The sequence below is a fragment of the Cryobacterium sp. M25 genome (genome assembly GCF_002929635.1).
Taxonomy (GTDB): domain Bacteria; phylum Actinomycetota; class Actinomycetes; order Actinomycetales; family Microbacteriaceae; genus Cryobacterium; species Cryobacterium sandaracinum.
In genome coordinates, this window is the sequence record NZ_PJJU01000048.1 from 42,970 (window position 1) to 56,067 (window position 13,098).

General features: G+C 67.3%; 12 protein-coding genes and 1 tRNA gene. 6 read left to right on the forward strand and 7 right to left on the reverse strand.

Annotation, left to right across the window (positions count from 1 at the left end):
- The first annotated feature begins 39 nt into the window (after positions 1-39).
- Positions 40-1,815, forward strand: coding sequence for a bifunctional 3'-5' exonuclease/DNA polymerase (locus CXY81_RS06935; RefSeq protein WP_233194034.1), 1,776 nt, complete (start codon positions 40-42; stop codon positions 1,813-1,815).
- A gap of 51 nt (positions 1,816-1,866) precedes the next feature.
- On the opposite strand, the gene CXY81_RS06940 is transcribed toward CXY81_RS06935, so the two are convergent.
- Positions 1,867-2,451, reverse strand: a complete 585-nt coding sequence (locus CXY81_RS06940; RefSeq protein ID WP_158252019.1) for a PadR family transcriptional regulator — start codon at positions 2,449-2,451, stop codon at positions 1,867-1,869.
- A gap of 231 nt (positions 2,452-2,682) precedes the next feature.
- On the opposite strand from CXY81_RS06940, the gene CXY81_RS06945 reads away from it, so the two are divergent.
- Positions 2,683-3,204: a DUF3145 domain-containing protein gene (locus CXY81_RS06945; RefSeq protein ID WP_104194405.1), complete on the forward strand. Its 522-nt coding sequence runs from the start codon at positions 2,683-2,685 to the stop codon at positions 3,202-3,204.
- A 93-nt stretch (positions 3,205-3,297) separates the two neighbouring features.
- Here CXY81_RS06945 and CXY81_RS06950 read toward each other — a convergent pair whose 3' ends face one another.
- The 6 genes from CXY81_RS06950 to aceE form a co-directional block, all read right to left on the reverse strand.
- Positions 3,298-4,533 (reverse strand): beta-ketoacyl synthase, encoded by a 1,236-nt coding sequence (locus tag CXY81_RS06950; protein WP_104101886.1) that lies wholly within the window; start codon positions 4,531-4,533, stop codon positions 3,298-3,300.
- A 90-nt stretch (positions 4,534-4,623) separates the two neighbouring features.
- The gene (locus CXY81_RS06955; RefSeq protein WP_104171086.1) at positions 4,624-4,872 is read right to left on the reverse strand and encodes an acyl carrier protein; all 249 of its coding nucleotides are present in this window, start codon (positions 4,870-4,872) and stop codon (positions 4,624-4,626) included.
- A gap of 64 nt (positions 4,873-4,936) precedes the next feature.
- Complete coding sequence (locus tag CXY81_RS06960) at positions 4,937-5,941, reverse strand: beta-ketoacyl-ACP synthase III (RefSeq protein WP_104171087.1); 1,005 nt, start codon at positions 5,939-5,941, stop codon at positions 4,937-4,939.
- Between the two features lie 12 nt (positions 5,942-5,953).
- Entirely contained in the window at positions 5,954-6,880 is a 927-nt protein-coding gene (locus CXY81_RS06965) for an ACP S-malonyltransferase (RefSeq protein WP_104171088.1), read from the reverse strand.
- A 105-nt stretch (positions 6,881-6,985) separates the two neighbouring features.
- Entirely contained in the window at positions 6,986-8,191 is a 1,206-nt protein-coding gene (locus tag CXY81_RS06970) for a CdaR family transcriptional regulator (RefSeq protein WP_104101895.1), read from the reverse strand.
- A gap of 8 nt (positions 8,192-8,199) precedes the next feature.
- The gene (gene aceE, locus CXY81_RS06975) at positions 8,200-10,926 is read right to left on the reverse strand and encodes a pyruvate dehydrogenase (acetyl-transferring), homodimeric type (RefSeq protein ID WP_104194406.1); all 2,727 of its coding nucleotides are present in this window, start codon (positions 10,924-10,926) and stop codon (positions 8,200-8,202) included.
- A gap of 256 nt (positions 10,927-11,182) precedes the next feature.
- Here aceE and CXY81_RS06980 point away from each other — a divergent pair, with 256 nt between their 5' ends.
- The 4 genes from CXY81_RS06980 to mtnN all read left to right on the forward strand — a co-directional run bounded on the left by CXY81_RS06980 (position 11,183) and on the right by mtnN (position 13,057).
- The gene (locus tag CXY81_RS06980) at positions 11,183-11,650 is read left to right on the forward strand and encodes a peroxiredoxin (RefSeq protein WP_104101900.1); all 468 of its coding nucleotides are present in this window, start codon (positions 11,183-11,185) and stop codon (positions 11,648-11,650) included.
- Between the two features lie 71 nt (positions 11,651-11,721).
- Positions 11,722-11,794, forward strand: a tRNA-Val gene (locus tag CXY81_RS06985).
- 88 nt (positions 11,795-11,882) lie between these two features.
- Positions 11,883-12,335 (forward strand): S-ribosylhomocysteine lyase, encoded by a 453-nt coding sequence (locus CXY81_RS06990; protein WP_104171090.1) that lies wholly within the window; start codon positions 11,883-11,885, stop codon positions 12,333-12,335.
- Positions 12,332-13,057: a 5'-methylthioadenosine/S-adenosylhomocysteine nucleosidase gene (gene mtnN, locus CXY81_RS06995; protein ID WP_104194407.1), complete on the forward strand. Its 726-nt coding sequence runs from the start codon at positions 12,332-12,334 to the stop codon at positions 13,055-13,057. Before CXY81_RS06990 ends, mtnN begins: the two co-directional genes overlap by 4 nt.
- The last annotated feature ends 41 nt before the right edge of the window (positions 13,058-13,098 follow it).

Consider the following 13,098-nt stretch of genomic DNA (forward strand, 5'->3'; position numbering starts at 1 on the left):
TTTCCCGCCGGCACGGTCCCGAACCGGCAGAATGGGCAGGTGCACCTTCTGGCGAGTCGAACGGGAAACGGGGAGATCCTCGTGCTGTCGCTCGACGCCGAGGGCAACGTCGCGGGGCCCGCACTCCGTTTGCCTTCACACGAATTCCCCGGCTATGTGCTCGGTCAGGAGCGAGACCGGCCCCGTTGGGTGTGGGAGGACACGGCCCGCATCTACCCGCTGCTCCTGGCGGCCGGAATCAGGGTGCACCGCGCCCACGACTTGCGCCTGTGCCACGCGATCCTGCGCCAGTCGTCGCTGACCCAGGCAAGCGCGCTGGCCCGGGCGGAGCCGAGCCGCTGGGATCGGGCGGTGGCCTTCGAACCGGCCGCGTCCGCATCCGGGGTTACACTCTTCGACCTGTTCGACAGCGACGGTGACAGCGCCGCCGGCAGCGACACCGAGACCGCCGCCGACGGCGTGACCGGCCGCGACGCCGGCAGCGCGGCCGCCGGGTTCGGTACGCAGGCGGAATACCGGCGCCAGCTCGACGCGGTCCGCGCATCTGCGGAGCCCGGCCGCCTCCGCCTGCTGCTCGCCGCGGAATCGGCCGGGGCGCTGATCGCCGCCGAGATGCAGTTCGCCGGCCTGCCGTGGCGCACCGACGTGCACGACGCTCTGCTGACCCGCGAACTCGGCCCCCGCGTCGCCCCGGGCATCCGGCCCGAACGCCTCGAAAACCTCGCTCGGCGCATCCGTGACGCCGTTGGCGAACCCGGTCTCAACCCCGACTCGCAGCCCGACCTGATGCGGGCACTGCAGAAGGTCGGCCTGAAGGTGACGTCCACCCGCGCCTGGGAGCTCAAGGAGCTCACCCACCCTGTGATCGATCCGCTGCTCGAATACAAGAAGCTGGCCCGGCTGCTCAGCGCGAACGGCTGGTATTGGATGGACACCTGGATCGTCGACGGCCGGTTCCATCCCGAGTACATCCCCGGCGGGGTGGTGACGGGCCGCTGGGCCACTCGGGGCGGGGGAGCCCTGCAGCTGCCCAAACAGGTGCGCGGCGCAGTCGTCGCCGATGCGGGCTGGAAGCTCGTGGTCGCGGACGCCGCGCAGCTCGAGCCGCGCGTCCTCGCCGCCCTGTCGGCCGACACGGCCATGGCCCAGGCCGGCCGGGGAACGGACCTGTACGCCGGGATCGTCGCCGGGGGCGTCGTGGAGACCCGCGACCACGCCAAGGTGGCCATGCTCGGGGCCATGTACGGCGCCACCAGCGGGGAGAGCGGGCGCCTCCTGCCCCGGCTCGCGAAGGCCTTTCCGAGGGCACTGGCCCTCACCGAAACGGCCGCACGCGCCGGGGAACGCGGCGAGAGCGTGACGACACGGCTTGGGCGTTCCTCCCCGCGGCCCGGGGAACGCTGGCTGGCCACCCAGGCCAAGGCCTACGACCCCGGGGCGACGGATGCCGACGAGCGCCGGGCCCGCAGTCAGGCGCGAGACTGGGGCCGCTTCACCCGCAATTTCATCGTTCAGGGCAGCGCCGCGGAATGGGCGCTGTGCTGGATGGCGGAGGTGCGCCGGGAACTGCGAATGCTGCCCCAGGGTGCCCAGGGGGCCCAGGGTGCCTCCGGGTCGGAATTCGACCGGGCCCCGCACCTGGTTTTCTTCCTGCACGACGAGGTCATGGTGCACACGCCCGCCGCGCTGGCAGATACCGTCGAGGAGATCATCCGGCGCGCGGCGGATACCGCCGGCCGGCACTTGTTCGGCGATTTCCCGGTCGATTTCCTGCTCACCGTTGCGACGGTCGACAGCTACGCGCAGGCGAAGTAGGTGCGACCCCTGCAGAGGCGACGGCAGCTCCGACGGTGCGTGTCGTCCAGGTCAGGCGACGGATGCCGGTCGTCGTCCGCGCTTCGGCCGCACGTCGTTCAGACCGTGCCGAAAACCCGCGGCGTGGCCGTCCTCGAGCAGCGCGTCGACGTCCCGAAGCCAGTCCAGCGCAGCGGCGGACAGCGCGGCCCGGGCGGCGCCCGCCAAGCGCTCCGCGCCCGTGGCCGCGGCGTCCATGGTCGCAGTCTCGGTGCTTGACTGCCACCGCTGGCGGTACCGGGCAACGATGCCGCGCGCATCGATGCCCAGCACCTGAGGATCAGGGAGGGAGACGGCGATCAGGACCCGGTCGACCAGGTCGCTCCACTCGTTGCCGGGAGCGCTCTCGGTATCGGCCAGCCAGTGGAGCGCCTCGGCCTGGCCGAGCGCGGTGATTCGGTACAGCGGTAGGCCGTCTGCGGTGCTGCCGGCCGATTCAACGGCCGCCTGTTTCACCAGCCGCTCAAGAGTGCCGTAGATCTGCCCGACGTTGACCGCCCGCCGACCGGCCGTTCGAGACTCCAGCTCGCCATGAATCTGGAAGCCATAGGCCGGACCGATCGTGAGGATCGCCAGCAGGCAGCTGCGAACAGACATGGGACCTCCGGTGGCCAAGGTATGACCATACTGAGTATAGCGAACGGAGATCCGGTCCCGGCTCGAGTCTTGTGATCGCAGGGGTCGCTGAGGCATAATTCATGGATGCAGCGCCTGCGCGGTGCGTCGACCGTTGGTCATAGGTTCAAGTTCTCGATAAGTTCACAGCACGCCGCATTGTTTCGTTCAGAGGTCGTTGGGGAAGACGCACCTCACAGAACGGGAGAAACGATGGTGGCTACACACGCTCGGCAGGAAGCGACTGCGCGCGGCTACATTTACGTGCATTCTTCGCCTCGCGCTCTGAGTCCCCATGTGGAGTGGGCGGTGGGTCGCGCCCTGGGCGTGCCCGTCAGTTTCGACTGGTCTGAGCAGCCCGTGCTCCGCGGAGCGCAGCGGGCCGAGTACCAGTGGGAGGGCGCCTGCGGTACGGGGGCGCGGCTCGCGTCGGCGCTCCGCGGGTGGGACCACCTTCGCTTTGAGATCACCGAGGACGCCGGTTTCGGCGCCGATGGGGCGCGCTGGCTGCACACCCCCGACCTGGGCATCTTCTTCGCCCAGACCGACACGGCCGGTAACGTCGTTATCCCGGAGGACCGGCTGCGCCACGCCATGGACCTGGCCGGGGCAAACGCGCTGGAGCTCCACCGGCAGCTCCGCATTACGCTCGGGCAGGCCTGGGACGACGAGCTCGAACCGTTCCGGCACGCCGGCGATTTCAACTCGGTCGTGTGGTTGCACCAGGTGGGCTGACGTGCAGCGCAAGGTCGCTCCCGAACACGGGAAGGCCCCGACCGGTGCCGGTCGGGGCCATCCCGGTGCAGGCGGGTTTTCCGCCGGGTGGAGCTAGACCGACCGGAACGCCACGACGGCGTTGTGACCGCCGAAACCGAACGAGTTACTGATGGCCAGCAGATCGCCGGAAGGCAACGTGCGCGGCATGGTCACCACGTCGAGCGGGATGCTCGGATCCTGGTTCAGCAGGTTGATGGTCGGCGGGGCCATGCGCTTGGCCAGAGCGAGAACCGTGAACAGGGCCTCAATCGCCCCGGCACCACCGAGGAGGTGACCGGTGGAAGCCTTGGTCGCCGACACCGGGATTCCGTCGAGCAGGTCGCCGAACACGCGGCGCAGTGCGTTGTACTCGGCGATGTCCCCGACCGGAGTGCTGGTCGCGTGCGCGTTGATGTGCGAGACATCCGCCAGGCTCGCGTCGGCATTCCTGATCGCGGTGATCATCGCGCGGGCCGCAGCCGTGCCATCGGGGTCTGGAGCGGTGATGTGGTACGCGTCACTGGTCACGGCACCACCAAGGAGCTCGGCGTAGATGCGCGCGCCGCGGGCCTTGGCGTGTTCTTCCGTCTCGACGACGAGCGCCGCGGCACCCTCACCGAGAACGAAGCCGTCCCGGGTGATGTCGTAGGGGCGCGACGCCGTGGCCGGGTCGTCGTTTCGCTTGGACAAGGCCTGCATGGCAGCGAAGGATGCGATCGGAAGCGGGTGAATTGCGGCCTCGGAGCCACCGGCGATGACGATGTCGGCGAGCCCGGCCTGCAGGCGGTTGTAGGCGTTCACGAGAGACTCGGTGCTCGAGGCGCACGCGGACACAACCGTGGTGATTCCGGCCCGGGCGTGAAGGTCCATTCCGATGGCCGCTCCCGGGCCGTTCGGCATGAGCATGGGCACGGTCATCGGCAGCACGCGGCGCGGACCGCGTTCGCGGAGGGTGTCCCACGCGTCGAGAAGGGTCCAGACTCCACCGATTCCGGTGGCCCAGTCGACGGCCAGCCGTTCGGGGTCTGCTTCGGGGGAGCCGGCATCCGCCCAGGCTTCACGCCCGGCAATCAACGCGAACTGGCTGGAGGGGTCGAGACGCTTCGTCTCGTGGCGGGCCAGAACGTCGACGGATGGAACCCTGGCCTGGGCGGCGAAGGTCACGGGGAGCTGAGTCCGGGCCACCCATTCGTGGTCTAGCGTGCTCGTCCCCGATTCGCCGGCGAGCAGGGCCGACCAGCTGTCGGCGGCCGTGCCGCCGAGAGGGGAGGTCGCACCGATGCCGGTGATAACGATTTTTTTGGTCATAACGTTAACTCTCCGTGAGGCGTGCAAACGTGGGCATCACCCACAGATCAGGCCGGTCGGCAGATGCCGACCGGCCTGTTCATTTGTGGACTAGACCTGAGCCTTGACGATGAAGTCGACAGCGTTGCCGACGGACTTGAGGTTCTTGACCTCTTCGTCGGGGATCTTGACGTCGAACTTTTCTTCGGCGTTGACGACGATGGTCATCATCGAGATGGAATCGATGTCCAGATCATCGGTGAATGACTTCCCCATCTCAACTGTGTCGGTCGCGATGCCAGTCTCGTCGTTGATGAGTTCGGCCAGGCCGGCAAGAACTTCTTCGGTGGACAATGCCATGTTATTTCTCCTTGGGGGTGTCTCGTATGACCGAGATTCAGTTTAGAGGGGAGTTGAGTGAAATCTAGGGAAGCACGACGACCTGCGCGCCGAACACCAGTCCTGCTCCAAAGCCGATCTGGAGGGCGAGGCCACCGCTGAGCTCGGGGTGCTCTTCCAGGAGACGGTGGGTGGCCAGCGGGATCGACGCCGACGAGGTGTTCCCGGTGGTGGCGACATCGCGGGCGATGACGACCGAGTCGGGAAGCTTCAGTTGCTTGGCGAACTCGTCGATGATGCGCATATTGGCCTGGTGCGGGATGAAAGCGGCGAGCTGGTCGCTCTCGATTCCCGCGACCTGGAGAGCCTCCTTAGCCACCTTCGCCATGTTCCAGACGGCCCAGCGGAAAACCGTCTGGCCTTCCTGGCGCAGGGTGGGCCATTCGGATTCTCCGCGTCGGTATTCCTGCAGGGTGTGATTCATGGTGATGGCATCGGCCTTGGACCCGTCGGATCCCCACACGGTGGGTGCGATCCCCGGGAAGTCGCTCGGGCCGATGACGACGGCGCCGGCGCCGTCGCCGAGGAGGAACGAGATGCTGCGGTCCGTGGGGTCGACGAGGTCGGACAGCTTCTCGGCGCCGATGACGAGCGCGTAGTGGGCGGTGCCCGTGCGGATCAGGGAATCGGCTTGCGCCACGGCGTAGGTGTATCCGGCGCAGGCGGCGTTGACGTCGTAGGCGGCGGCGGGGTTGGCGCCGACCCGATCGGCGACCACGGCGGCAATGGACGGTGTCTGCCGGCCGTTGCTGATCGTGGCCACGATGACGGCGTCGATCAGGTGCGGCTGGATGCCGGACCTCTCTATGGCTTCGCGGGCGGCATCCGTCGCGAGGTCGACGGCCTGGATGTCCTGGCTCGCTCGGGTGCGGGTGATGATGCCGGTGCGCTGCTGGATCCATTCATCGGACGAATCGATCGGACCGACCAGGTCGTCGTTGGGCACGACTAGGTCCCCGCGGGCGGCGCCGATCGAGAGAATCCGGGTGTACTGGGGACCGTGCGATTGCTGGAGTGTTGGCTTGGACATATTCTCTTTCGGTCAGACTAGGTTCTGCTGGTCGATCAGGTCGAACGCAGCGGGCAGGTCGTCCGGCGTCCTGATCGCTATGCTGGGCACGCCCTTGAGGGCACGTTTGGCGAGGCCGACAAGAGCCCCGGCCGGTGCGACCTCAATGATTCCGGTCACGCCGGCATCCGCGAACGAACGCATGCACATATCCCACCGTACCGGCGAGGACACCTGATCAACCAGTAACTCCACGAACCGGGCACCGTTGGACACCGCGCTGCCGTCCCGGTTCGTCCAGATCGAAAGCGTGGGATCGGCGGGCGCGAGCAGCGCGGAGACACGGGTGAGGTGCTTCACCGCCGGGTGCATATACCGCGTGTGGAATGCACCAGCCACCTGCAGCGGAATCACCCGGGTGCGCGGATTGGGGTTCTTGCCGAGAGCGGCCAGAGCCGCGAGGGAGCCGGCGACGACGATCTGTCCGCCACCGTTGAAGTTGGCCGGCGCGAGGTCGAGTTCGTCGAGGCGGGCCAGGAGTTCGGTCTCATCGCCGCCCAGCACGGCGCTCATGCCGGAGGGCTCCAGCGCCGCGGCCTCGGCCATGGCGGTGCCGCGCTCGCGCACGAAACGCACGGCGTCCGCCGCGCTGAGGATGCCTGCGCCGGCTGCGGCGGTGATCTCGCCCACCGAGTGACCGGCGATACCGGTGATGCGCTCCCGCCGTCCGTCGGCGAGGAGTGCGTTCAACGTGAGGAGTCCGGCGGCTACGATCAGCGGCTGGGCGATTCGGGTGTCCCGAATGGTGTCGGCGTCGCTCACGGTGCCGTGGCGCATCAGATCAATTCCGCAGGCCGCGGAGATCTCGTCCAGGCCGGCGGCGAAAGTGGGGTTCCGAAGCCAGGGCTCGAGGAAACCGGGGGTTTGTGAGCCCTGACCGGGGCAGACGACAACAATCATTGATCCAGTCTCCCAACCTCGTTTGTTGCGGGCGTGTCGGAGATCCACCAACTATTTGCGGAGTGTTTGTCGAATCTCGTTAGTTCGGCACCTCTGACGCCGCGATTAACGCCGGCGTGTTGAGCCGTCGTGGTCGCTGATCGACCCGATGATCAGGGCGGCCTGCAGGATGAGGGCCTCACGGGCGCCCGTGGCGTCGTAGCCGATGACCTCTGACACCCGCTTCAGGCGGTAGCGCACGGTGTTCGGGTGTACGAACAGTTCCCGGGCGGTGGCTTCCAGGGAGCGACCGTTGTCCAGGTAGCACCAGAGTGTGGTGAGCAGCTCGGTCGAATGCGCCTGCAGCGGGCGGTAGATCCGGTGGATCAGCGTGGCGCGGGCAAGCGGATCGCCGGCCAGCGCCCGCTCGGGGAGCAGATCGTCCGCCTGTACAGGGCGTGGGGCGTTGCGCCAGGAGCGCGCCACGGCGAAGCCGGCCAAGGCGGCCTTAGCGCTCTTGGACGCGTCGACGAGATTCGGCACCTCGTGGCCGAGCACCAGGTGGCCGGCGCCGAAGCTCGGCTCGAGCTGCACCGCGATCTCCATGAAGCTGAGGGCGGAGGCCGTGCCGATCGCGTCATCCGTCTCGGTCGGCGACGGGTGGGCCCTGCCGATGACCAGGACGAGCCGGTTGCCCTGCACCCCGATCAGAACGTCGGCGGCCATGTGGCGGGCCGAGCGACGCAGCTGGTCGACGTCGAGCATCTTGGGTGTCGTGCCCACGAGCACGCAGACCTCGCCGTGCCCGTGCCAGCCGAGGGCCGCGATCCGGCTGGGCAGTTCGTCGTCGTACTCGCCGCTCAGGATCGAGTCGACGACCAGGGCCTCGAGGCGTACATCCCAGAGGCCGCGTGCCTCGGCTGCCCGGGCATAGACATCCGCCGCGCCGAAGGCGATTTCGCGGGAGTACAGCAGGATGGCCTCCCGCAGGATTTCCCCGCCGTCTTTGACCCGCTCCTCCACCACCTCGACGGTGACGCGAATTAGCTGCAGGGTCTGCTGCAGGCTGATTGAGCGCAGCAGTTCACGCGGAGCGGCACCGAAGACGTCGGCCGCGATCCAGGGGGTGGACCGCGGGTCGTCAAACCACGAGATGAACGACGTGATCCCGGCCTGGGCGACCAGGCCCACGGCGGAACGCCGCCCGGGCGGCATATCGCCGTACCAGGGCAGCGTGTCCTCGAGACGCTTCAGCGTCGCCGTGGAAAGCTCCCCGGATATCGTTCGCAGCCAGCTGAGCGTCTGTTCCTTCGTCTTCGGTGTGGGTGCCACGGGGGCTGTTAGCTCTCGCCCCCGGCGGAACCGGTAGTTCCCGCCGTTACGTCGTGCAACCGGTACTTCGCGATCGCCTGGCCGACGACGCTGCGGTCGACCTCGCCTCGGCGAGCGAGAAGTTCGAGTGCGCGCACCACCATCGACGGTCCGTCGATCTTGAAGTAGCGGCGGGCCGCCGGGCGGGTGTCGGAGAAACCGAACCCGTCGGCGCCGAGGGTCGCGAAGTCGCCGGGCACGAACTGCCGGATCTGATCGGGCACCGCATGCATGAAGTCGGTGACGGCGATGAACGGTCCGGCGGTGCCGGCCAGCTTCTCCGTCACATAGGGGATCTGCGGCGCGTCGTCCGGGTAGAGGAAGTTGTGTTCCTCGACCGCGATGCCATCGCGACGCAGTTCGGCCCAGGAGGTGACCGACCAGACGTCGGCGGACACTCCCCAGTCCTCGGCCAAAAGGGCCTGGGCCTCGAGTGCCCAGGGCACGGAGACGCCGGAGGCCAACAGCTGCGCCTTCGGACCCGACACATCGGACGCGCTGACGCGGTGGATGCCGCGCACGATGCCGTCCACGTCCACGTCGTCGGGCTCGCGCGGCTGTACCTGCGGCTCGTTGTAGACCGTGATGTAGTACATGACGTTGGGGTCGGCGTGCGTTCCTCCGTACATCCGCTCGAGTCCCGACCGCACGATGTGCCCGATCTCGTAGCCGTAGGCCGGGTCGTACGAGACCACGGCGGGGTTCGTCGAGGCCAGCAGCGGCGAGTGGCCGTCGGCGTGCTGCAGGCCTTCACCGGTGAGGGTGGTGCGTCCGGCGGTGGCGCCGATCATGAACCCGCGGGTCATCTGATCGCCCGCGGCCCACATGGCGTCGCCCGTGCGCTGGAAGCCGAACATCGAGTAGAAGACGTAGATCGGGATGAGCGGCTCACCCTGCGTTGCGTACGACGTGCCCACGTTGGTGAAGGCAGCCATCGCGCCGGCTTCGTTGATCCCCACGTGCAGGATCTGGCCCTGCGGGCTCTCCTTGTACGCCAAAAGCTGCGCGTGGTCGACCGAGGTGTACTGCTGGCCGCTGGGGTTGTAGATCTTGGCGTTCGGGAAGAACGCGTCGATGCCGAAGGTGCGAGCCTCGTCCGGGATGATCGGCACGATGCGGTGTCCGAAGTCCTTGGCGCGCAGCAGTTCCTTGAGCAGCCGCACGAAGGCCATCGTGGTCGCGATCTCCTGCGTGCCGGAACCCTTCTTGGTGGGAGCGTAGGTCGCGTCGCCCGGCAGGGTGATCTGCGTGTACTTGCTGCGACGCTCCGGCACGTACCCGCCGAGCGCGCGGCGGCGCTCATGCAGGTACTGGATCGCCTCATCGTCCTCGTCCGGCTTGAAGTACGGCGGGAGGTAGGGGTTCTCCTCGAGCTGGGCATCCGTGATCGGCATGTGAGTGCTGTCGCGGAACGTCTTGAGGTTGTCGAGGGTGAACTTCTTCATCTGGTGGGTCGCGTTGCGGCCCTCGAAGCTCGGGCCGAGGGCGTAACCCTTGACCGTCTTGGCCAGGATGACGGTCGGCTGGCCCTTGTGCTCGGATGCGGCCTTGAATGCCGCGTAGACCTTGCGGTAGTCGTGGCCACCGCGCTTGAGGTTCCAGATGTCGTCGTCGGTGTAACCCTCGACGAGCTTGAGCGCGCGGGGGTCGCGGCCGAAGAAGTGCTCGCGCACGTACGCACCGCTCTCGGCCTTGTACGTCTGGTAGTCGCCGTCGGGGGTGGCGTTCATCAGGTCGCGCAGGGCGCCATCGGTGTCGCGGGAGAGCAGCTCGTCCCACTCGCGACCCCAGACGACCTTGATGACGTTCCAGCCGGCGCCGCGGAAGAAGCTTTCTAGTTCCTGGATGATCTTGCCGTTGCCGCGTACCGGGCCGTCGAGGCGCTGGAGGTTGCAGTTGACGATGAAATTGAGGTTGTCGAGACCCTCGTTGGCGGCAACCTGCAGCTGCCCGCGGCTCTCGACCTCGTCCATCTCGCCGTCGCCGAGAAACGCCCAGACCTGCTGGTCGCTGGCGTCCTTGATCCCGCGGTTGGTGAGGTACCGGTTGGTTTGCGCCTGGTAGATGGCGTTGATCGGGCCGAGTCCCATGGAGACCGTCGGGAACTGCCAAAATTCCGGCATCAGTCGCGGGTGCGGGTAGGAGGACAGCCCGTTGGGGCCGTGGGACTTCTCCTGGCGGAATCCGTCGAGTTGGTCGGTGCTCAGGCGGCCCTCGAGGAAGGCCCGCGCGTAGGTTCCGGGGGAGGCATGGCCCTGGATGAAGATCTGGTCTCCGCCGCCCGGGTGGTCCTGGCCGCGGAAGAAGTGGTTGAAGCCGACCTCGTAGAGGGCAGCGGAGGATGCATAGGTCGAGATGTGGCCGCCGACGGAGATGCCGGGGCGCTGAGCACGGTGCACGAGAACGGCGGCGTTCCAGCGTATCCAGGCGCGGTAGCGGCGCTCGATGTCTTCGTCGCCGGGGAAGTCGGGTTCATTGCCAGCCGCGATGGTATTGATGTAGTCCGTGGTCGGCACCATGGGCACGCCGAGGTGCAGTTCCTTGGAGCGTTTCAGGAGCGTCAGCATGATCTCCCGACCACGCTGGTGACCGTGGGCCGATACGAGCGCGTCCAGCGATTCCGACCATTCGGCGGTTTCCTCCGGGTCCGCATCCGTGCTGTTAACCGAATACGGGTCCTGGTCGTTGACAGTCACACTCGACCTCTCTCTGTTGGGCAGACCATCGAAGCGAACCTGCCAAGTTAGCGGTGCCGGATGACGGTCGGATCACGACCGATGGCACCACGCAAGCCTACAGATTTTGCCTTCGGTTTGTGCGCGGTCGGTGAGCGCCGTTCGGGCCGGGAATCGAGGGTCCCTCGGGACGCTCATCTTGGTTCCGGCAGGAGGCGGGGCTAGGCTGTGGCGTCGCCTTGCATCGTTCCCGTGGGCGCACGAAAGGAAGCGCTCCATGGCGTTGGAAAATGACACCCAGGCTCCTGATTTCGAGCTCTTCAACCAGTTCGGCGAGCGGGTGCAGCTCAGCGAGTTCCGCGGGAAGAAGTCGGTCGCCCTGGTCTTCTTCCCCCTGGCGTTCTCCGGAATCTGCAGTGGCGAGCTGTGCGAGCTGCGGGACAACCTGTCGTTGTTCGTCGCCAATGAAGTGGAACTGCTCGGCATCTCGGTCGATTCCCGTCACGCCCTGCGTGCCTGGGGGGAACAGGAACGGTACACCTTCGACCTCCTGGCCGACTTCTGGCCGCACGGTGCGGTCGCTAAGGAATACGGGGTGTTCCTCGAGCAAAAGGGCTTTGCGAACCGGGCCACGTTCTTGATCGACCCTGAGGGGATCATCCGGGCCAGCTTCATCACCGCGCCGGGCGAGCCCCGGTCGCTGGAGGCCTACCGGGCTGCGATCGGCGAACTCCAGCCGGCTTGAACCCGGCCGCGGTCCACCCGGCGCGCAGAATCTGTATGATGGACCACGGCCTTCACCGGCCGTTGCGTCAGGGGCCTTTAGCTCAGTTGGTAGAGCGCCACGTTTACACCGTGGATGTCATCGGTTCGAGCCCGGTAGGGCCCACACATAACCCCCTGATCACGTCCGTTGCGAACGAGCCCCAGCCGAGTGCCACGACAGTTTCCAGGGAGAACACGTGAATCAGCCACGCATGAACGTCGAATCGTTCAACCTCGATCACCGTACGGTTGTCGCACCCTACGTGCGCCTGGCCGATACCAAGATGCTGCCGCAGGGGGACACCATCGTGAAGTACGACGTGCGCTTCACCCAGCCCAACGTCCTTCACCTGGAGATGCCGGCAGTGCACTCGATCGAGCACCTCTTCGCCGAGCACTCCCGCAACCATTCCACCCGAGTCATCGACTTCTCGCCGATGGGCTGTCAAACCGGTTTCTACCTCATTCTGCAGGGGCAGCCGGAGTACGCCGAGGTCCTCGAGTTGATCGAGGCCACCATGACCGACATCCTCGGCGCCACCGAGGTGCCCGCCGCCAACGAGGTTCAGTGCGGGTGGGGAGCCAACCACTCGTTGGCAGCCGCCCAGGACGCCGTGAAGGTCTTCCTGGCCGCCCGCGGCGCCTGGGCCACCGTCACCGCATGACGACCGTCGACGCGATCATTCTGGTCGCGATGGAGGAGGAGGCCGCTCCGTTCCTGGCGGCGGCCACCGCTTCCGCACCGCCGGTCGCCATCGGCAGGGCCCGCCGGCACCGCCTCACCCTGGCCGGGCGTGAAGTGCTGCTCGTGCAGAGCGGCATCGGGCTGGTCAACGCGGCCGGTGGGACGACATCCGCACTCCTCTTTGTGCGCGCCGAGGACCCCGAGGCGTCGCCGCTGGTGATCAGCGCGGGTTCGGCCGGCGGGGTGGGTGCCCAGGTGCGGGTGGGCGAGGTGGTCATCGGGAGCGAATACCTCAACAGCGACGCTGACGCACGCGTCTTCGGGTACGCGCTCGGCCAGGTGCCCGGCATGCCGGCTCGCTACGAGGGCGCGACTGAGGCGCTGCGCGGCGCCGAGTCGGCTGCCCGGATGCCCGACGGATCGGCGCTGGTCGTGCGCCGCGGGCTGCTGGTCTCCAACGACGCCTTCGTAAGCATGGAGCGCGCAGAGAGCCTCCGCGTGCTGTTCCCCGGGGTTCTCGCCACCGACATGGAATCCGTGGGCGCTGCTCAAACCTGCTTCGCTTATGGTGTACCGTTCGTGGCGGTCCGCGGCATCTCCGACCTGTGCGGACCGATTGACGATCACCTCACCCACATCGACGACGCGGCCGACCGCTCGGCCGCGGTCGTACTGGAGATGCTGCGCAGGTTCGCCGACTGACTCGGCCTACGCCCCATCCGGCCGTCACCGATCCTCGGTGC

Coding starts and splice junctions, on each gene's coding strand:
- CXY81_RS06940 (WP_158252019.1), bottom strand. CDS start 2,451: ATGTCTGTTCGCAGCTGCCTGCTGGCGATCCTCACGATCGGTCCGGCC.
- CXY81_RS06945 (WP_104194405.1), top strand. CDS start 2,683: ATGGTGGCTACACACGCTCGGCAGGAAGCGACTGCGCGCGGCTACATT.
- CXY81_RS06960 (WP_104171087.1), bottom strand. CDS start 5,941: ATGTCCAAGCCAACACTCCAGCAATCGCACGGTCCCCAGTACACCCGG.
- CXY81_RS06965 (WP_104171088.1), bottom strand. CDS start 6,880: ATGATTGTTGTCGTCTGCCCCGGTCAGGGCTCACAAACCCCCGGTTTC.
- CXY81_RS06950 (WP_104101886.1), bottom strand. CDS start 4,533: ATGACCAAAAAAATCGTTATCACCGGCATCGGTGCGACCTCCCCTCTC.
- CXY81_RS06955 (WP_104171086.1), bottom strand. CDS start 4,872: ATGGCATTGTCCACCGAAGAAGTTCTTGCCGGCCTGGCCGAACTCATC.
- mtnN (WP_104194407.1), top strand. CDS start 12,332: ATGACGACCGTCGACGCGATCATTCTGGTCGCGATGGAGGAGGAGGCC.
- CXY81_RS06980 (WP_104101900.1), top strand. CDS start 11,183: ATGGCGTTGGAAAATGACACCCAGGCTCCTGATTTCGAGCTCTTCAAC.
- CXY81_RS06990 (WP_104171090.1), top strand. CDS start 11,883: ATGAACGTCGAATCGTTCAACCTCGATCACCGTACGGTTGTCGCACCC.